Source organism: Oceaniferula spumae (genome assembly GCF_042849255.1).
GTDB classification, from domain to species: Bacteria; Verrucomicrobiota; Verrucomicrobiia; order Verrucomicrobiales; family Akkermansiaceae; genus Oceaniferula; species Oceaniferula spumae.
In genome coordinates this window covers 502126-520437 of the sequence record NZ_AP026866.1, presented here as the reverse complement: position 1 = coordinate 520437, position 18312 = coordinate 502126, and the positions used below count along the sequence as shown (strand labels likewise).

General features: G+C 51.1%; 18 protein-coding genes and 1 tRNA gene. 9 read left to right on the top strand and 10 right to left on the bottom strand.

The window, feature by feature from the left end:
* Nucleotides 1-92 precede the first annotated feature (92 nt).
* On the bottom strand, nt 93-893 hold the full coding sequence (locus tag ACSPJT_RS02335; RefSeq protein WP_435894762.1) for a hypothetical protein: 801 nt from the start codon (nt 891-893) through the stop codon (nt 93-95).
* 35 nt (nt 894-928) lie between these two features.
* Entirely contained in the window at nt 929-1336 is a 408-nt protein-coding gene (locus tag ACSPJT_RS02330) for an RrF2 family transcriptional regulator (protein ID WP_435894761.1), read from the bottom strand.
* Between the two features lie 8 nt (nt 1337-1344).
* Here ACSPJT_RS02330 and cysE point away from each other — a divergent pair, with 8 nt between their 5' ends.
* Entirely contained in the window at nt 1345-2205 is an 861-nt protein-coding gene (gene cysE / locus ACSPJT_RS02325) for a serine O-acetyltransferase (protein WP_435894760.1), read from the top strand.
* Here cysE and ACSPJT_RS02320 read toward each other — a convergent pair.
* From ACSPJT_RS02320 to ACSPJT_RS02310, 3 genes are read right to left on the bottom strand one after another with little or no spacing between them, the layout of a single operon-like run.
* Nucleotides 2202-2420, bottom strand: a complete 219-nt coding sequence (locus tag ACSPJT_RS02320) for a hypothetical protein (protein WP_435894759.1) — start codon at nt 2418-2420, stop codon at nt 2202-2204. The genes cysE and ACSPJT_RS02320 overlap by 4 nt on opposite strands.
* 53 nt (nt 2421-2473) lie before the next feature.
* Nucleotides 2474-3547, bottom strand: a complete 1074-nt coding sequence (locus ACSPJT_RS02315) for an acyl-CoA reductase (RefSeq protein ID WP_435894758.1) — start codon at nt 3545-3547, stop codon at nt 2474-2476.
* Nucleotides 3544-4599, bottom strand: coding sequence for a hypothetical protein (locus tag ACSPJT_RS02310; RefSeq protein ID WP_435894757.1), 1056 nt, complete (start codon nt 4597-4599; stop codon nt 3544-3546). The genes ACSPJT_RS02315 and ACSPJT_RS02310 overlap by 4 nt, the downstream gene beginning before the upstream one ends.
* 171 nt (nt 4600-4770) lie before the next feature.
* Here ACSPJT_RS02310 and ACSPJT_RS02305 point away from each other — a divergent pair, with 171 nt between their 5' ends.
* From ACSPJT_RS02305 to ACSPJT_RS02280, 6 genes are all read left to right on the top strand, one after another.
* Nucleotides 4771-5988, top strand: coding sequence for a mechanosensitive ion channel (locus tag ACSPJT_RS02305; protein WP_435894756.1), 1218 nt, complete (start codon nt 4771-4773; stop codon nt 5986-5988).
* A gap of 306 nt (nt 5989-6294) precedes the next feature.
* Complete coding sequence (locus tag ACSPJT_RS02300) at nt 6295-6711, top strand: hypothetical protein (protein ID WP_435894755.1); 417 nt, start codon at nt 6295-6297, stop codon at nt 6709-6711.
* Between the two features lie 124 nt (nt 6712-6835).
* Entirely contained in the window at nt 6836-7699 is an 864-nt protein-coding gene (locus ACSPJT_RS02295) for a prephenate dehydrogenase (protein WP_435894754.1), read from the top strand.
* Between the two features lie 49 nt (nt 7700-7748).
* The gene (gene aroA / locus ACSPJT_RS02290) at nt 7749-9071 is read left to right on the top strand and encodes a 3-phosphoshikimate 1-carboxyvinyltransferase (protein WP_435894753.1); all 1323 of its coding nucleotides are present in this window, start codon (nt 7749-7751) and stop codon (nt 9069-9071) included.
* Between the two features lie 30 nt (nt 9072-9101).
* A complete protein-coding gene (gene cmk, locus ACSPJT_RS02285) occupies nt 9102-9755 on the top strand; it encodes a (d)CMP kinase (protein WP_435894752.1) in 654 nt (217 codons plus the stop codon).
* A gap of 19 nt (nt 9756-9774) precedes the next feature.
* Entirely contained in the window at nt 9775-10383 is a 609-nt protein-coding gene (locus ACSPJT_RS02280) for a lysophospholipid acyltransferase family protein (RefSeq protein WP_435894751.1), read from the top strand.
* Between the two features lie 26 nt (nt 10384-10409).
* Here ACSPJT_RS02280 and ACSPJT_RS02275 read toward each other — a convergent pair whose 3' ends face one another.
* Nucleotides 10410-11108 carry a DUF2459 domain-containing protein gene (locus ACSPJT_RS02275; RefSeq protein WP_435894750.1) on the bottom strand — a complete coding sequence of 233 codons (699 nt, stop codon included), beginning with the start codon at nt 11106-11108 and terminating at the stop codon, nt 10410-10412.
* Nucleotides 11109-11320: 212 nt separating this feature from the next.
* Nucleotides 11321-11415, bottom strand: a tRNA-Sec gene (locus ACSPJT_RS02270).
* 196 nt (nt 11416-11611) lie between these two features.
* Between ACSPJT_RS02270 and ACSPJT_RS02265 the strand changes: the two genes are divergently transcribed.
* Nucleotides 11612-13450: a DNA topoisomerase IV subunit B gene (locus tag ACSPJT_RS02265; RefSeq protein WP_435894749.1), complete on the top strand. Its 1839-nt coding sequence runs from the start codon at nt 11612-11614 to the stop codon at nt 13448-13450.
* 126 nt (nt 13451-13576) lie between these two features.
* On the opposite strand, the gene ilvN is transcribed toward ACSPJT_RS02265, so the two are convergent.
* From ilvN to tal, 3 genes are all read right to left on the bottom strand, one after another.
* On the bottom strand, nt 13577-14113 hold the full coding sequence (gene ilvN / locus ACSPJT_RS02260; protein ID WP_435894748.1) for an acetolactate synthase small subunit: 537 nt from the start codon (nt 14111-14113) through the stop codon (nt 13577-13579).
* Nucleotides 14114-14154: 41 nt separating this feature from the next.
* Nucleotides 14155-15882, bottom strand: a complete 1728-nt coding sequence (gene ilvB / locus ACSPJT_RS02255; protein WP_435894747.1) for a biosynthetic-type acetolactate synthase large subunit — start codon at nt 15880-15882, stop codon at nt 14155-14157.
* A 151-nt stretch (nt 15883-16033) separates the two neighbouring features.
* Complete coding sequence (gene tal, locus ACSPJT_RS02250) at nt 16034-16999, bottom strand: transaldolase (RefSeq protein ID WP_435894746.1); 966 nt, start codon at nt 16997-16999, stop codon at nt 16034-16036.
* A 593-nt stretch (nt 17000-17592) separates the two neighbouring features.
* Between tal and ACSPJT_RS02245 the strand changes: the two genes are divergently transcribed.
* Nucleotides 17593-18258 carry a 3D domain-containing protein gene (locus tag ACSPJT_RS02245; protein WP_435894745.1) on the top strand — a complete coding sequence of 222 codons (666 nt, stop codon included), beginning with the start codon at nt 17593-17595 and terminating at the stop codon, nt 18256-18258.
* Nucleotides 18259-18312 lie beyond the last annotated feature (54 nt).

Sequence of the window (18312 nt, the reverse complement as noted above, 5' to 3'; positions counted from 1 at the left end):
GATAATGTGGTTTGTTACGTTCACAGAATTATGTGATCATCAATGTGTAGGCTATATTGAGAGTTATCTCGGCACAACCTTATTCCTTATAGCTACCATCGTCCAATGATCGCCGAAAAGCTGAGTTCGGTTTTTTCTCCGGCTTTGACAAAGGCCATGCCCACTGATGTTTGTGGTAGATTGGCACTCAGGAAAGGGGAGTTGCTGAACTGGCCGGTGGCGGCATTGATGGTGCCACTTCTAACATAGCCGCCGTAGGGGTCGACGTAGCGGATTTTGAAGGATTGGGCACGGGGGTGAAGCGCTTCCGGGACTTCGATTACGACCACGAAGTGAGCTCGCACCGGCCACCAAGATTTTTGACCGACGTCTTTATTGAAGCGAAATGCGTAGCGGCGAAGACTGATGATAGGAGGAAGGCCCTTTTTCAAAGACTTTGACATGCGGGCGTGACTGCGCTGCAACAACTCAGTGCGGGATTCTTTGGGCTTAAGTGTTAGGATTTCGTTTTTGACCTTGGGTAAGAAATGAGCAGATCTCATCTCGTTGGCCATGTCGGTGAGGTCTAGCAGGTTGATCCCCTGTTTGACGTTCCATCTCTTAACTCCTTCAATGTGCTTGGATGGTCGGTTTCCCCATGCTCCGATGACGTAGTTGATGCGGCTTCTGCTATCGGTTCCCGGCACAGCCTTGTATGCTTTCTGCCATTTTTCGTTGCCGTATTGGAAAGCGTTTAGCAGCGATGCTGGCCCACAAGCATTGCCATAGGCGCGGCGCTGGTTGATTGGCTCAGCCTGCGCATTGGGGGCTTTGAGAGTTTGCTGAGCGTGGAGCGAAAGTGATAAAAACGGCAGGGCAATGGTAAGTAGCAATAGCCGTTGAGTCAGGAACATGTCTTACTGAAAACCGAAAAGCGTCGGCTGGCAAACTATATGTAGAACATCGGGGACTGGGTGCTCAGGGAATCCAATGTGATCTCCTTCAGTGCCTGGTCGAGAGATTTGCTGATTTTACCCCACGCTTCCTGGACAGATTTGCCTGACTCTCCTTGTTCGGAAATATTTGGCATCAGCATCCCAGGCTCCACAGCCATGGTGATGTGCTGCATGTTGATCTCTCGTGGTTCTCTTGCCAGTAGGTATCCGCCGGCTTTGCCACGCTTGCTGATGATGAGTCCGCTACGCTTGAGATCGTTGAGAATCTGAACTAAAAAATTTGCAGACACGGCTTCGCGTTGCGCGAGGTCGTCAAGTCGTGTAAGAGTCTGTCCATCATGATGCCTGGCCAGCTGAACCATGGCCCGGCAAGCGTATTCAAGTTTTTGAGAAATCCTCACAGGAAATAATGGAACATAAAAATCAAGCCAGCGCCAGCGTCATCGAGTTTAACCTATGTCATGGTCGACTCACTAAAGAAGAACTCGATGAAATCTGGAAAGACGTCCGTGAGGCCGCAGTGTCTATCGCTGAGTCAGAACCTCAACTCCGCCATCTGCTGTCGGACGTGGTGATCAGCCGCGACGATATGGCCCGTGGTCTGGCAGCCCGTCTGGCTCGCAAACTCGCCAGGGAAGATATGCAGCGCGATGAATTGGAACCTCTGCTGTGCAATATCCTGACCAACAATGGTGAACTTGTTCGCAGTGCTGCCAGAGATATGCAGGCGATCGTAGACCGCGATCCTGCGTGCCAATCTGCGCTTGAACCGCTGCTCTTTTACAAGGGCTTTCTATCCATCACGGCCTACCGTGTGGCTCACCATTTATGGATCAATGGGCGCAAGTCATTGGCATTGTATTTCCAGAGTATCAGCAGCGAAATTTTCGGTGTCGATATTCACCCGGCGGCAAGGATAGGTTGCGGGATTTTGTTAGATCACGCCACCAGTGTGGTGATTGGTGAAACGTCCATTGTTGAGGATGACGTTTCCATTCTCCATGAAGTCACTCTGGGCGGAACCGGTAAGGTCACTGGTGATCGACACCCGATCGTCCGCTCGGGCGTGCTGATAGGTGCCGGATCGAAGATTTTAGGTCGGGTAACCATCGGCGAGTGTGCGAAGGTAGGTGCCGGAAGTGTGGTGCTGGAGGATGTGCCTCCGCATACCACTGTGGCGGGTGTGCCAGCCGTCGTCATGGGTGAGAGCGGTGAGTCAAATCCGGCACAGGACATGAACCAGAAACTTTGCGAGGGGAACTCGATCTAGTCCTCTGCGAGTCCGCTGATACGACCTTTTTCAAAGTCATAAGGCGTAAGCTCCAAATTGACTCTCACACCTTCGCGAAGCGATTCGTGCAGATGAATCAGGGCCTTCGGCACGTGGCCCACGATTTCCTTGCCATTGGGCAGGGCGACTCGATAGATCTTCGCCTTGGGTGTGTCTATGATGGTTCCGACGGTGGTGACTGGAGGATCAAACATGGTGCTTATGGGAAATGGGAACTAGGTTGAGTTTCGTTGTGCTCGAAAGTGTGTTAGCCGAGATCTTTCCATTTGACCAGCGAAGCCAGTGGCGCAAAGCCGTCATGATGCCAGAAAAGGTTGGGCTCTTGGCTCTTTCCTAGTGGGCAAATACGGTGAGCGGGTAAGGAACACAAGGTTTCTGCGTAGTCGAGCGTGAAGGGATGAATAGCGATGGTGGACAGGTGATTCGCCTCCTCTCCCAATACAGACAGAGAGAACTCAGACGGGAGTGATTTCACATACACACAGCGGTTCAGGCAGGAGAGTTTGAGTTCGGGGTTTTCCTCGAAAATGACCGCCCAAGCTAAATCATCCTGACTGTGCCACAGCGCTGTTGATGGTTCATTGGCGGCGAGAAATCGAGTGGTTTCCCTGAGATTGACGACGGCACCAGCTTCTGAGAGCGACAACGGATCGGCAGGGGATGTGTCGTTGAATTTTTGCATCTCACTCGCTAACAATTCAGCGAATCGCCTAGCATCACCTGATACGTAAATCGCATGGGGTGATAGGCAGCCTCTTTGGTTATACAACGAGACGTCTTTTGCCGCTAAACGAGCGGCATTTTCAAAATCATCGGTCACTATCCCTATGGATACTTTGTGACCATGTGGAATGAATAGTTGGTCGGGCCGTAGACGTCCATGGATCTCGGCCATTGTTTCGTCCGAGCCAATGGCGACGACAGCATTAGATTGCTGCCACTGATGTTCTGTTAGGTTATTGTGGCATTCTACCAGTTGCCGCAACTCGTGCGGTAGGCTTTCAATCCAATTGATGATTTCAGGTAATCCTGAGGTCGGTAATTTAACAATGTTGAATGAGCCTAGGAGTAACCCGCGAAGCAAACTTTGCAGGGCAGCATGAGGAGTATTGCCACTGACGATGTGGAGGATCACTTCAGGGGCGTAGGCACGGCTCATCAACTCACCGTGGGGTGAAAATTGATCCAAGACATCAGCATTGCCGAGTTCTTCGGCGAGCCAATCAGTCAGCATGTCAGCCGTAACTGGACCCAGTAATTCGACACCTACGTCGGTTTGGCAGGCGTTGGCTAACAGTTTGATGCGATCTGATGTGGTCATCTTGATTGGAGGGCATGATCGGCAGCTCTTGAGCAACCACGGGGCAGTGCGGTGGGGTCACGACCTAATAAGGTGAACGATCCGTCAGGGCCAGCGACTGCCAAATCCTGAGTCTGGAGTGCTGATACCGAATGCAGATTTGCTAGATCATAGATAGCGACGTGTCCCGGCTCTCCAGGCGCCGCTTCCTTGCCCGTGCGTGGATCAATGATCCTGACTCGGGTCCAATGTGGGCCGCGATGCACGTCACCTAAGCCGCGTGTGTAGAATTGGCTGCTGAGTTCCGTCATGGAATACTCGTTGATGACATTCTCGGGGGAGAGTGAGAGTTTTTCGTTGAATAAGGAGTAGAGTTCCTCTTTTTCCAACCGACGATGAGTTCCCTTATACCCGCCTGTTTCCATGGCAAAGCTGCCACTTGGCAGTTGGATGGCCGCCGAGTGTTCGAATAAATGCAAGAAAGCGATCGCTGTTCCCAGCATGGCAACAGGTCCACCACCGGAAGCCAACCGCGTGATTGTCTCAAAGTCCATGCTGCCGTCATCACGAATGGACCAGATGATGTTAGCCTCTGAGTAATGTGCCGCTAAAACGCCCATCATGTGACTCAGAGACGAGTTTGGAGCGTGTTCGGGGTGAGGAGTTAGAAAGACCACCGTTTGAGGTTTGGGGAGACTGAGCTGTTTCCAACCTTCTATAATAGCGGCCTCATACATCGCTATCGAGGGAAATAAATGCCGGCCACGGACATCCGACGTGGTGCCTGATGTCTGAAAAATATGACTGGGGGAAAGATCCGGACACGTTGTTAGCGGATGAGCAACTACCTTGAAGGCATCCGTGCTAATAGATGGTATTTCTTTCCAAGAGCTAATCTGATCGGGCGATACTCCCAATGCTTGGCAATAACGACGATACGGCAAGTTGTGGCCAAACTGATACCCAAAGACATCCATTGCCAAGTCGTTGAATTCCAAATCAGAAAGCGAGTCGCGATGAATAGCCCCGAGGATTTGTTCCTCTAATTGGGTGGATTCATGATTGGATTTCATTGTGGAATGGGCTGTTGCGGAATCTTGTTAAATTGCGTGTGACAATCAAGGCCCGAATGAGACTCAAAAAATACGTTAGGATGCTTGAACTGAATGTCTGCTATCGATAGTCTCGACATGATTATTCGGTTTTTCCGATGACTGCATCCCATACCAACCAGCTATAAACACATGATACAATCACTGCAACTACTCGCTGCTGACACCACCATTGGTGAAAAATTCAGCAATTTTATGGCCACCGTCCGAGAGGGCGTGGACACACTCGGCCCTATCGGGGCATTCATCTTGGCAATTTTAGTCTTCATTGTTGGCCGGAGTCTGGCCCGCATTTTCAGAGGCCTGATCATCAAGGCGCTTGGTAAGACCGAGCTCGACGACCGACTGGCAAGAATGGTCGGTCACGAAAGCGGTGCCGCAAAAGGCATCGCCAATTTTATTTACTACCTGATCCTACTCTACCTCGCGATCCTCGCACTTGGTGTAGCCGATCTCGACGAAATCAGCGGTCCGCTTCAAGACATGCTCGGCAAGTTCTTGAACTTCATCCCTAACATCATCGGCGCAGGTGTTCTGCTTTACTTCGTTCTAATCGTCGCAAAGGTGGTCAAAAACTTAGCTGCAGGCGTACTCGATGGAGCAAAACTCGATCAACGCCTTGGTGCATCAGCAGGTGAAAAGCCAGTATCTAACGCGCTCGTTACGGCGCTCTACTGCTTTATTATTCTGCTATTCGTCCCTTCAGTGCTGCATTTCCTGAAGATCGAAAGTGTTTCACAGCCAGTTGGTGACGTCGTCAATGACATCCTCAGTGCGGTTCCCAAGATCATCGTCGCCAGCATACTGATCGCTGTCGGTATTTTGATCGGCCAAATAGCACGCCGCCTGGTGACAAATCTGCTAGATGCTGCCGGTGCTAACAAATGGCCTGCAAAACTCGGTCTCGATGTGCCACAAGAAGGGCCACGTGCACTGAGTAATGTTGTTGGCCTGATTGTGATGGTCAGCGTCGCCGTATTGCTCATCAGCGCTGCCATTAACCATCTTGAAATCCATATTCTTTCCCAAGCTTCCGAAGGATTCGTCGAGGGTTACTTTAGAATCCTGCTCGCCGTGATCATTTTCGGAGTGGGTCTGCTGCTTGCGAAATACGCTTACACCAACCTGTCTGATAAAAACATCACTTTGGCAAAGGCTGCCCGCATCGGTATTCTCATCCTGACCACCGTGGTGGCTCTGAAGCGTGCGAACCTCGCACCCGAGCTGACCGGTCTTCCATACGAATACGCCATCTACGCTTTGGCAACGGCATTCGGTATCGGTGGCGCTATCGCCATTGGTTTGGGAGGAAAAGGCTACGTCTCCCGCTGGCTCGAGCGCAAAGGCTAGACAACCAATTCATCGGGGCGGAGGAATCAGCCAGTCGGAATTTCCTCTGCCCCGTTATTTAGTATCTGAAAATGATCGAATGAAATATCACCTAGTGCATTCGACGTAACCATTAATGACCTCTGGCAATCCAGTCGGATTCGGTTTTACAGCTGAAACCAATGCTGGACTTGACTTGGCAAAGTATAGGGTGGAGACTTCACCAGCTGCTGGTTTTCCCGCTTATCTTAGTGGATGGTCATCAGCGCTAGCCAAACAAATATATCCAGGGTTCAAAATACGAGATTTCCCAACCAACTGCAACATATGAAGGACTTATCCAAACTCATTCTCATGCCTCTCGGCTTCGTCGCCATTATTGGCGCTTGTGCTCCTTACCCGCCGTATCCCGGTGATCGACCAGGTCAGGGCCCACATGTTCAGCCGAGAACGCCTCAGCAGAGTGTTGCTGACGAAGAACAGCGCCAGATCGAAGAGAGCCGTCGCCGACTCCAGCGTGAGGAGGCTAAGCGCCGCGAGCGCGAGCGCGATAACGACACCCCAACAGCACCTAAGCCAAAACCAAAGCCGAAGTATCCAACCGCTGCTGAAGTTCCTGGTAAAAAAGGTTTTGTCTTCAACCCATACACCCACAATATCGTGGATGTGAAAGGCATCGCTTCCGGCCAGCTGGTTAAGGATCCAGAGGACGATGATCCTACTCACAAGTTCCGTGTGCCATAAGCTATCATCCAAACGCTCTGTCACAGCTCCGTGACGGGGAAACGTCAAATCTCAAGAACCGATGCCGCATTTTCAGCGCGTCGGTTCTTGCATTTAATGGCTTACATGGCAGTGATTCCCGCGCATGAAACGGATCGCAATTCTAGGTAGCGGCTTGCTTGGCGGATCAATCGCTTTGGCAGCTCAAAAACGCGTGCCCAAGCTCAGCGTTTCCCTCTGGGGACGACGCGAGAAAGCGATCTCTGACGCTCTCGATAGAGGAATCAAGGAGGCCACCACCGACTTGGCGCAAGCCGTAACAGGCGCAGATATCATCATTCTCGCTTCACCCGTGGGTGCGATGTTGGGAATACTGGAAAAAGCATCTGCCGCTACTTCACTCAAGGATGTGATCATCACCGATGTAGGCAGCGTTAAGTTGACTCCCAGAGACACTCTGGAGCACGTCGTGAAGGAGGCGGGAGCCCTCTACATCGGGAGTCACCCGATGGCTGGCTCAGAGCAAACCGGGGTGGGGGCTTCTTGCGAGGACCTGTTCGAGGGTGCGGCCTGTGTGTTGACCAATGATTTTCGACATCCGGATAATGAAGTTACTAAATTACGCACCTTTTGGGAAAACCTTGGCTGTAACTGCTACCTAACATCGTCTGAAGACCACGATCGCGTCATGGCCCGAATCAGCCACCTGCCTCACATTCTGGCATCTGTTGGGAGTTTGGTAGGGTTAAAACATCCTGACGATGGGAAATTTGCCGGTAACGGCATGCGGGACACCACTCGCGTGGCATCGGGTCATCCTGGGATGTGGACTGAAATTTTACGGCGTAACAAAGCTGCGCTGAAGGAGCCCATCGAAGAGACCATCAGCTACTTGCGCGAAATGCTTGCTATGCTCGACGATTCAAGCGATGAAGGGGTCACCCGCCTTCTGGAGGAGGCAAAGACACTGCGAGACGGGCTTCAGCCTAATGGTCACTCCACCGATTGACCAGACCTGCACGGTCTCCTTACAAGACCAAACACATATCAATATCATCATGTCATCCATCAAGGTTAAGCCGATCAAGGATCTCTGGGCCGAATTCGAAGTCCCCGGAGACAAAAGCATTTCTCACCGTGCTGCGATTCTAGCAGGCCTGTCCAACGGGCCATGCCAAATCGATAACTATCTTCCCAGTGAAGACTGCCTTTGCACTTTGAATGCAATGTCCAGCTTGGGTGTTGATTATGAAGTGTTAGAAGCCATGGAGGGCTACGGTCCCACCTCATTGATCATCCAGGGTAAGAAAATGGAACTCACCGCGCCGGATGACGAAGTCGATTGTGGTAACTCCGGAACCGGCATGCGTCTGCTCGCTGGGCTATTGGCTGCCCAACCATTCGAAAGTGTTCTAACCGGAGACGCATCTCTTTGCTCTCGGCCTATGGGAAGAATCATCACGCCCTTGGAGCAAATGGGCGCTTCGATCAAGCCGATGGGGGATAAGCCCGGCTGTGCACCGCTTAAAATCACCGGCAATAAGCTCAACGAGATTACCTACCAGATGCCAGTGGCCAGTGCTCAGGTGAAGAGCGCTATCCTGTTAGCCGGACTTTTCACTGAGGGCAAAACCACTGTGGTGCAGCCGAATGTCACCCGCGATCACACCGAACGCATGCTGGCATATTTTCAAATCCGCTCAGTTCGTGACGGTGACCATATTTCTGTTTACGGTGGTCAAGTTCCCGAATCACGCGACTTCCGAATCCCCGGAGATATTTCGTCAGCTGCTTTTTGGATTGTTGCTGCCGCCGCTCTTCCGGGTGCGCATTTATTGATCAAAAACGTAGGTCTGAATCCGACCCGCACAGCACTACTCGATGTTCTCATTCGCATGGGTGCTCAGATTAAAGACGTTGTTCTCTCAGAGGAATACGGCGAACCCTACGGCAACATCGAGATCACCGGCCAGTCACTTCACGGCACAGAAATCAAGCCCGAGGAGGTTCCGAATCTGATCGACGAGGTTCCTGTTCTCGCTGTCGCCGGAGCCTTGGCTCAAGGCAAGATGATCATCCGTAATGCCAAGGAACTCCGAGTCAAAGAAAGCGATCGGATTTCGACCGTCGCAGATAACCTCCGTGCCATGGGGGCAGAGGTCGATGAATTTGAAGATGGTATGGAAATCCACGGAGGCAAGCCACTCCATGGTGAAACTCTGGACAGTTATGGAGATCACCGCATTGCCATGGCCTTCGCCATCGCGGGTCTGCATGCTCAGGGTGAAACAGTGATTACTAACACGGATTGCATTAACACTTCATACCCAGGATTCATCAACCACCTCGCTGCGATTAAAGCCGGTAAGTCTCCGAAGTAATTGCAGCATCTTATCTAACACACAGCTTACATGCCTGAGAACTCTAATTACGCTGTCGCAATCGATGGCCCGGCTGCGTCCGGGAAAAGCACAGTGGCACGACGATTGGCCGAACGCCTTGGCTTGATCATGATCAACACGGGAGCGATGTATCGAGCTATTGCATGGGCTACCATACAGCGCGATATCGATGCCTCCGACACCGCCGCTGTCTTGGCCATGTTAGATGATATCGAAGTGACTTGCGGGGTTAATGACGGAACGTCCACCATTCTCATTGATGGCTCGGACCCCGGCGAAGCCTTGCGGGCGGATGATGTTAATTCGAGAGTCTCCGCAGTCGCAGCCATTCCAGAAGTCAGACATTTGTTAGTAGAAAAACAACGCGAATACCTCGATCTCGGCAGCTTGGTCATGGAGGGGCGTGACATCGGATCGGTGGTGTTTCCAGACACTCCCTATAAAATCTACATCGATGCTTCAGAAGAAGTGCGCTTGGCGCGCCGATCCGCCGAAGGCCTCACCGATGTTGTTAGCAAGCGCGACGAGGAGGACAGTAAGCGCAAAACTTCGCCACTCGTTGTTGCTGAGGGAGCCACTGTCATTGATAGCTCGGAAATGAATATCGATGAAGTCGTGGACGCCGCCATGGAGACGCTGCGTGAGCAGGGACTGAACATCTAACAATAATCACTCAACGTATATGAAAACGATCTACTGGTTTTGCTACAGACTTTGGCAGAAATGCTTCATCTGCTTTTTCTCTTATCGCGTCGTCGGTAAAGAGAAATTAGTCACAGATGGCCCCGTGCTCATTGCTTCCAATCATGAAAGCTTCCTCGACCCACCACTGGTAGGTATCGCTTATGACCAGGAGGTCTACTACTTGGCTCGCAAGACCCTCTTCAGAGGTTTTGGCGCATGGCTCTACCCGAAGCTGAATTCAATTCCGGTCGACCAGGAGCGGCCAGATATGACCAGTCTGAAAACCATCATCAAACTGCTCAAACAAGGAAATCAAGTGGTTGTTTTCCCCGAGGGAGCAAGAACGCTCGATGGCGAGCTGCAAGAAGCTCAGCCTGGCACAGGTCTGATCGTTGCCAAAAGTAAGGCCGTGGTTCAGCCCGTGCGTATCTTTGGTGCCCGTCAGGCACTGCCTCGTGGATCAAGTAAGATGAACTTCTGTCCCATCACATTGGTTGTCGGTGATCCCATCACCTTCACTGCCGAGGAGCTCAAGGCGAAGGGACGTGATGACTACCAAAAGATCTCTGATCGCATCATGAGCGAGATCGCAAAGCTGGAGTTGTAAAATCCTCCCAAGGTCGCGGCTTGGCCTCATCGCACCAGCCTCGGAGACTTCCTCAATTCCGTCATTAATTTAGGCGATCTTGTGGATCGTTTCACTTTGATGCCTCCGGCTCGCAGTAAATTAGCGGTCCAGACATTGCAGGTTTGCGGATAGAAATATCGCGGTTTGCTACGGTAGTAGGTGCTATCCGGTTTCAGTCCATGGCCCAGATTGATAACGTGCCGGTTGCCCAACGCATCAGGCCGACGAGCAAATGTCTTGCTGAGCTCGGTAATCAATCGGTCAGCCTCTTCCTGTGTGAGATCGAAGCTTTCTAACTGGCTGTATGGGTAATGATGGTAAGGCGATTCATTGAAGCGTTCCATATGGATCACCGCCGCTGTCGGCCAAAATAACCCACGCATCAGCATGGGGAAAGTGAATCCTTCAGTCCGATAAAATTCCTCAGAGCCCCAACCGAAATCCACATACTTGGTATTGGCGATTTGCAGGTCGTTTGTCCATGCATGCTTCCGCATTGCCGAAGCTGGAATCACCAAGCCAGCATGCCAGCCATGACTGTATACCTGTATCCTAACAGACTCTTTCGCAGTTTTGGTCACAGGAGCCTGGTGGGGAGCCGTGGGAAGGGGAGTTTTGATGTAACTCATCACATCACAGGACGACAATGATACGACGGCTGCAAAGCTCACCAGTAGCCACTTTACCTGCTGGAAATTTAGCATGTGAGGAGATTCGCAAGATGTGTCCAAGCTGACAAGACCGAAAAGAAACAAGTGAATGATACCTTGACCATGTGCAAGTCCTGGACCATAGAGCACTCGTGTTTGGGATGGTATCCCTCACACAGCGGGCTTCACACCCGCACCGGTCGCTACTTTGCTGAGTTTACTCAAAAGAGTAGCGGCTATTTTTTTGCCAGAGGAACCCAAGAAAATGGCGGAGAGGGAAGGAATTGAACCAACCAGAGACCATAACAGCCTCTCAATAGTTTTGAAGACTACGGCGACCACCAGGCACGCTTCACTCTCCTTGTTACAATGAACTCAGCGAATCTAGCGAGAGGCCGTGTCTTGTCAATGGATGACCTTTGTTTGCGGCAAATTCGTTTCTTTAGCATGTTTAGTGGTCATTGAACGACGGTTAGTGGTTTCCCGAAATCTCTGTTGCATTCGCCCTGCGATTAAGACATCTTAACTAAGTCAAACGACCCTCCCTTTTTCGTAACATGGCAGAATATACAGAAGCAGACATCAAGAGTCTCGATTGGAAAGAGCACATCCGCATGCGTCCCGGCATGTACATCGGCAAGTTAGGCGATGGTAAAAGTGCCGACGACGGTATCTACATCCTCCTCAAGGAAGCGATGGATAACTCGATCGATGAATACGTCATGGGCCACGGATCCGAAGTGAGAGTGGATATCGATGACGAAAGTCGAGTGGAAGTGCGCGACTTTGGTCGAGGTATACCGTTAGGCAAGCTGATGGACTGTGCCGCCAAAATCAACACGGGTGCCAAATACGACAGCGAAGCTTTCAAAAAATCCGTCGGTTTGAACGGCGTCGGTATCAAGGCTGTGAATGCGCTATCCAGCTTCTTCGAAATCCAAGCCTGGCGCGAAGGTCAAACCAAGGCGATTGAGTTCAGCAAGGGAGAAGTCGTTGATGAGATGCAAAATCCCCGCACGGATCTCGGTAAGAACGGGACTCGACTGGCTTTTGATGTAGACCGCTCGATTTTCCCAGCAAAGACCCGCTTCCGAACTGGCTACGTGGAGAAAATGTGCCGGTATTATTCCTACCTGAATCCGGGTTTGGCGATCGTTTTCAATGGCAGAAAATTCAAATCGAAAGACGGCCTGTTAGATCTTCTCAAGGAAGAAATGGATGGCGAGGCTCTCTACGGCCCGATCCATCTACGCGACAAAGACATTGAGATTGCCTTTACCCACACCGAGGACAGCAGCGAGGAATATTACTCCTTCGTCAACGGCCAACACACTACCCAAGGCGGAACACACTTAGCGGCCTTCCGTGAAGCCATCGTTCAAGTGGTCAGAGGGTTCTACAAGAAGCAATATAACCCAGCTGATATCCGCAGTGGATTGGAAGCGGCTGTTCTTGTTAGGATCGAAGAGCCTGTGTTCGAGAGCCAGACCAAGACCAAGCTTGGTAGCATGACCATTTCTCCGGAAGGTGAGACCATCCGGACCTTTATCAGTAATTTCCTCAAGGAACATCTCGATAACTACCTGCACAAAAATCCGAAGCAGGCCGAGGCATTGCAGAAGCGCATTCTCGCCGCCGAGCGTGAACGCAAGGAACTGTCCGGTGTAAAGAAAATCGCCAAAGAGCGTGCTCGCAAGGCGAAGGTGCATAACAAAAAGCTCCGCGATTGTCGCGCCCATTTCGCAAGCAAACACAAGCGCCGTAAGGAGTCGACGGTGTTCATCACCGAGGGCGACTCAGCAAGTGGCTCAATCACCAAGAGTCGCGACGTCGAGACTCAAGCCGTGTTTTCACTCCGCGGTAAGCCTTTGAATTCATTCGGTCTGAAACGTAACGTCGTCTACGAAAACGAGGAATTCAACCTGCTGCAGCACGCGCTCGACATTGAAGAGAACCTCGAGACTCTTCGCTACAATCGTGTGGTGATCGCCACAGATGCCGACGTCGATGGCATGCATATTCGTCTGCTGCTGCTGACCTTCTTCCTACAGTTTTTCCCTGAGCTCGTGAGGGAGGGCCATCTCTACATCTTACAAACGCCACTGTTCCGTGTCAGAAACAAGAAGGTGACCCGTTACTGCTACGATGACGATGAACGTGTCGCAGCCATGAATGAACTGGGTAAGGCGGCCGAGATCACTCGGTTCAAAGGTCTCGGTGAGATTTCTCCAGACGAGTTCAAATTCATGATCGGCCCCGACATGCGACTTGATCCTGTGCTGATGGAAGAAGGCAAGAGCATCAAAGAAATGTTAGGTTTCTACATGGGCAAGAACACTCCGGAACGTCAGGAATTCATCATCGAAAATCTGCGTGATGACGTGGACGCGGCTTAGATGGTTGCATGACCGACGAGTCATAGTCTGAAGCTCCTGTTTACTGACATAGAAAAAGAGCTGCCCCCATGTGGGTGACAGCTCTTGTGGGAAAATGAGTCGAAGCTCGTTGGTGTCAGCAGAGCCCTAGGTAGGGTTTTCACTGCGGGCCATGACGACCTTGCCTGTGCGCACCGTTTCGATAATTTCGAACTGTGAGAACATTGCAAGTGACGCGTCGATCTTGGCGGACTCTCCGTTGATCATCGCGATCATGGATGTCGGAGTGAGATCGACGGTTTTACCGCCGTAGTGATCGATGATCTGTAGGGCTTCTGTGCGCTCTTCCTTGTCGACAAGGAATTTGACTAACAGCAGCTCTTTGACCACCGAGTCATCGCTATCGTGTTCTACACAGTGGATGACGTCCACAAGCTTGGTGACTTGTAAGATGATTTGCTCAAGGCCCTCTGGATCACCACTGATGCCAATGGTCATGCGTGAGAACTGCTTGTCGCGTCCTTGGGAGACTACGAGCGAATCAATGTTATAACCGCGGCGAGCGAACACTTGGCAGATGCGCATAAGCACACCAGCTTTGTTGTTCACCATGACGGATAGAGTGTGGACCGGGGCCTCAGTGATGAGAACCTCGGGTGGATTGTCTGTAGTTACGAGAGACATATTCAGTATAGGATTAAAGATTTATCAGCTGGTTAGAATTCCTAGGTGGAGCCGGTTGGTTTAGCCATTTTGTGTTTCGGTGGCTCAGTGAGCATGTCCTCGAGGGCCGCGCCGGCGGGGATCATGGGGAAGACGTTGTCGGTCTTCACACACTCGGCGTGGATCAGAACCGGACCGTCTTTCACAGCAAAGGCTTTCTCTAACTGCTTACGAACATCGGCTGGACGCTTGATATTGAAAGAGGGGATGCCGTAGGCGGCGGCGAGTTTGCAGAAGTCAGGGTTGCCTTCGAGATCAACACCGGATTTCCGGTCCTCGAAGAACAGTTCCTGCCACTGGCGCACCATACCGAGGTAATGGTTGTTGAGCACCACAATCTTGACGGGAAGCTTGTGCAATGCAGCTGTTGCCAGCTCGAACAAAGTCATCTGGAATCCACCGTCGCCGGAGATTGAGATAACGGTTTCATCCGGACATGCCAACTGGGCACCGATGGCCGCGGGGAAACCAAAGCCCATCGTGCCAGCGCCACCAGAGGAAATCCATTTCCATGAGGCGTTGGTTTTGTAGAACTGTGCGGCCCACATCTGGTGCTGGCCGACATCTGTTGTGACGATAGCGTCGCCTCCAGCGAGCTGATACATTTCATCAATGACCTGCTGCATGCGCAGTCCACCTTGCTTACGATAGGTGAGCGGGAATTTCTTCTTCCAACCGTCAATCTCAGCGAGCCATGGATCGGTATCAAGACCGGAAATACGCTTGTTGATTTCCTTCAGCGCGGTCTTGGCATCAGACACGATCCTAACATCAGGAGTGATCATCTTGTTCATCTCAGCGGGATCGATGTCGATGTGGATGATCTGAGCGTCAGCGCAGAATTTGTCGGCTTGACCGATGATACGATCGTCGAAACGAGACCCGATATTGATCAGGAGATCGCAGCCGCAGATAGCTTTATTGGCATAGGCAGTGCCGTGCATGCCTAACATACCGAGTGAAAGCTCATGTTCCTCAGGGAATACGCCCTTACCTAACAAAGTGGAAGTCACCGGGCAGCGTAATGTTTCAGCCAATTCCTTAAGTTCAGCCTCGGCGCCGGAGATCATGGCTCCGTGACCAGCGAGGATGAGTGGTTTGTTCGCCTTGTGGATGAGTTGCAGCGCCTCATCGATATCAGAGGCTTCAACGGTGTAGAATTTCTCAGGTTGGTAGCCAGGAAGATCGAACTCCGGGTCCATGTCACCAGAGAATGGTCCTTGAGTGATGTCCTTAGGGAGATCAATGAGAACCGGACCAGGGCGACCTGTCGTGGCAATGTGATAAGCCTCGCGTGCTACGCGGGGGATTTCATTGGTATCCTTGACCAAGTAGTTGTGCTTCACGACCGGCATGGTGATACCGAAAATGTCCGCTTCTTGGAATGCGTCCTTACCTAACATCCATGTCACTTGCTGACCGCAGAGAATGATCATAGGAACCGAATCCATCTGGGCTGTCATGATGCCAGTGATGGTATTTCCTGCTCCTGGGCCGGAAGTGACCAGTACCACAGCGGGTTTGCCAGTGGCGCGGGCATAACCGTCTGCCATGTGGCAGCAGCCTTGCTCGTGGCGGGCGAGGATGAACTTGATGTTACTCTTAACGGTAACTAGGGCGTCAAAAATGGGGATCGCGGCACCTCCGGAATATCCGAAAATGTATTCGACCCCAAGGTTGTCGAGAGTTTTGATAAGAGCCTGTGCTCCGTCGATTTCTTGCTTGCTCATGGATGGGTTGTCTTGAAAATTGGCGTTTCGAGTGCTAATTAGGATAAAATGACTAAGTTGTAAAACTAAAAACGGGCTGCTTTGGTGAAAACAGCCCGTTTTTGAATGATTCTTGGTGCAAAAATCGACCCTCAGGTCAAAAAATGACGCATTAGCCGATCATGCCCTCGACCAATTTCTCCAATTTGACGATATCAGCGGAGAAATTACGGATACCTTGAGCTGTCTTCTCAGTGGCCATGGCATCTTCATTGAACATGAAGCGGAAGGCTTTTTCATCGAGTGAAATTTTCTCCTGATCACTAGCTTCAGCAGCCTCTGGAGTGAGCTTTTGTTCAAGTTCGCCCTCAGTGTTCTGGAGTTCCTCGAGGAGGCCGGGGCTGATGGTCAGCAAGTCGCAGCCGGCAAGCTCGGTGATTTGACCGGCGTTGCGGAAGGATGCACCCATGACTTCGGTTTCGTAACCGAATTTTTTGTAGTAGTTGTAAATCTGGGTCACAGACTGAACACCTGGATCCTCGGAACCTTTGTAGTCGATACCGGTGTCGTTTTTATACCAATCGTAAATCCGACCAACGAAGGGGGAGATCAGCTGAACTTTGGCTTCGGCACATGCGACGGCCTGGGCAAATGCGAACAGCAGAGTAAGGTTACAGTGGATGCCCTCTCTTTCGAGTTCCTCGGCAGCACGGATGCCTTCCCATGTAGAAGCGATTTTGATGAGGATGCGGTCGCGGTTGATGCCTTCTTTTTCATACATGGCAATCAGTTGGCGTGCTTTGGCGACGGTGCTGGCTGTATCGAAGGAAAGTCGGGCATCGACCTCAGTAGATACACGACCAGGAACAATCTTGAGAATTTCCAGGCCGAAGAGGATGAGAATGCGGTCAATAATGCTTTCAGTAAGGGCGCTGCCTTTGAGATCCGAGTCCTTGTGCTCGTCCACGGCTTTTTGAACCAGGTGCTTATATTCCTCTTTACCGGCTGCCTGAAGAATCAGCGAAGGATTGGTTGTGGCGTCCTGCGGCTGGTATTCCTGCATGGAGACGAAATCACCGGTGTCGGCGACAACGGTGGTGAACTTCTTGAGTTGGTCGAGATGGTTGGCTGAGCTCATGATGGGGGGATCAATAGTCAATGAGCGGTTTGATGCAAGACGGATGTTTGGCATGATGGGGCAAATTTGTAACAATGCCCTGTGTTTGACTGCGCTGGTGATCTCGAAAATCTTAGTTTTTCGACAAAATTCGACATCAGAGATCCAAAGCGGAATGAAATCTGCTGCATTTATCCGCGAGCTGAAATGTCACATCAAAGTCAATGTTTTGGATGCGAAGCCCACAACGAGTCTCATTTACATGCTGAATATACCCGTAGAGGGGTAAAAAAATGGAACCTCAAAACCAAGCATGCCACTGCGGTGGAAAGGGCTAGAAAACCTCACACCTGAAAGAATCAGTGCTCATGATCAACGATTTAGGTGATCCTAGTCAGACGACTGAACAGTCCGAGTATACGAGAAAAGTATTGCCAAACTTTCACCTTGAGGGTAAAAAACGTCACGGAGATATACTTAATATTTGTTAAATATCAACAAATTGCAGGCTTCTCCTATTTCTCTCAGGCTGTTCACCCATACGTGGCATTTCACCCGTCTTTCGCTTAATAACCAACCCCCAAACCATATTCCCACAACCTAATTTAGACATTATGTTCAGACAACCTATCATTATCGGACTCGGATGCCTTTCCTTATTTGCGCTTAGCAGTTGCTCATCGAATCTTTCTACGACGACATCAACAACTGTAAAAAGTAGTTCATCCGCCAGCTCCAGTGGATTACCCGCTCCCGCATCACAAGCAGTGATCAGTAAGGCAGCAACACTCCCGAAGGACAAACATGGCATGCCTACTTATAAGAGCCATTCTTCACGCACACGTTTTGTCCGCACAACCGCCTATTCCCACATGGAAATGGAGCCCGGTGCACCAGGTCGCATGAACGCCGCTGGAGGCATCCTCAAATACGGCACTGTTCGTAGTGCTGCAGCTGATTGGTCCGTTTATCCATTGGGCACCACATTCCGAATCAAAGGCCAGCCTCACACCTACGTTGTCGACGACTACGGTTCAGCTCTCGTGGGAACAAATACGATCGATATTTTCAAACCAACACTTAGCGCGATGAATCACTGGGGAACTCGCCAAGCTGAGATCACCATCATTCAATGGGGTTCATACGAGCGTAGCTTGCGTTTGCTCAAAGGTCGCACCGCATACGATCATTGTCGCCACATGTTCCACGGTTGCCACCACAAGCTGCAAAAGAGCGACTACGCAAGTCACGTGACCAAGACGAGTGACGCAGCTCTCTAATCAGTCGAACTGATTCGACTTTTTTATTCTACCTTTTTAAATCGGCGCGTTAGG

Coding starts and splice junctions, on each gene's coding strand:
- ACSPJT_RS02295 (WP_435894754.1), top strand. CDS start 6,836: ATGAAACGGATCGCAATTCTAGGTAGCGGCTTGCTTGGCGGATCAATC.
- ilvB (WP_435894747.1), bottom strand. CDS start 15,882: ATGAGCAAGCAAGAAATCGACGGAGCACAGGCTCTTATCAAAACTCTC.
- ACSPJT_RS02245 (WP_435894745.1), top strand. CDS start 17,593: ATGTTCAGACAACCTATCATTATCGGACTCGGATGCCTTTCCTTATTT.
- ACSPJT_RS02335 (WP_435894762.1), bottom strand. CDS start 893: ATGTTCCTGACTCAACGGCTATTGCTACTTACCATTGCCCTGCCGTTT.
- cysE (WP_435894760.1), top strand. CDS start 1,345: ATGGAACATAAAAATCAAGCCAGCGCCAGCGTCATCGAGTTTAACCTA.
- ACSPJT_RS02305 (WP_435894756.1), top strand. CDS start 4,771: ATGATACAATCACTGCAACTACTCGCTGCTGACACCACCATTGGTGAA.
- ACSPJT_RS02315 (WP_435894758.1), bottom strand. CDS start 3,547: ATGACCACATCAGATCGCATCAAACTGTTAGCCAACGCCTGCCAAACC.
- cmk (WP_435894752.1), top strand. CDS start 9,102: ATGCCTGAGAACTCTAATTACGCTGTCGCAATCGATGGCCCGGCTGCG.
- aroA (WP_435894753.1), top strand. CDS start 7,749: ATGTCATCCATCAAGGTTAAGCCGATCAAGGATCTCTGGGCCGAATTC.
- ACSPJT_RS02275 (WP_435894750.1), bottom strand. CDS start 11,108: ATGCTAAATTTCCAGCAGGTAAAGTGGCTACTGGTGAGCTTTGCAGCC.
- ACSPJT_RS02265 (WP_435894749.1), top strand. CDS start 11,612: ATGGCAGAATATACAGAAGCAGACATCAAGAGTCTCGATTGGAAAGAG.
- ACSPJT_RS02280 (WP_435894751.1), top strand. CDS start 9,775: ATGAAAACGATCTACTGGTTTTGCTACAGACTTTGGCAGAAATGCTTC.
- ACSPJT_RS02320 (WP_435894759.1), bottom strand. CDS start 2,420: ATGTTTGATCCTCCAGTCACCACCGTCGGAACCATCATAGACACACCC.
- ACSPJT_RS02300 (WP_435894755.1), top strand. CDS start 6,295: ATGAAGGACTTATCCAAACTCATTCTCATGCCTCTCGGCTTCGTCGCC.
- ilvN (WP_435894748.1), bottom strand. CDS start 14,113: ATGTCTCTCGTAACTACAGACAATCCACCCGAGGTTCTCATCACTGAG.
- ACSPJT_RS02310 (WP_435894757.1), bottom strand. CDS start 4,599: ATGAAATCCAATCATGAATCCACCCAATTAGAGGAACAAATCCTCGGG.
- tal (WP_435894746.1), bottom strand. CDS start 16,999: ATGAGCTCAGCCAACCATCTCGACCAACTCAAGAAGTTCACCACCGTT.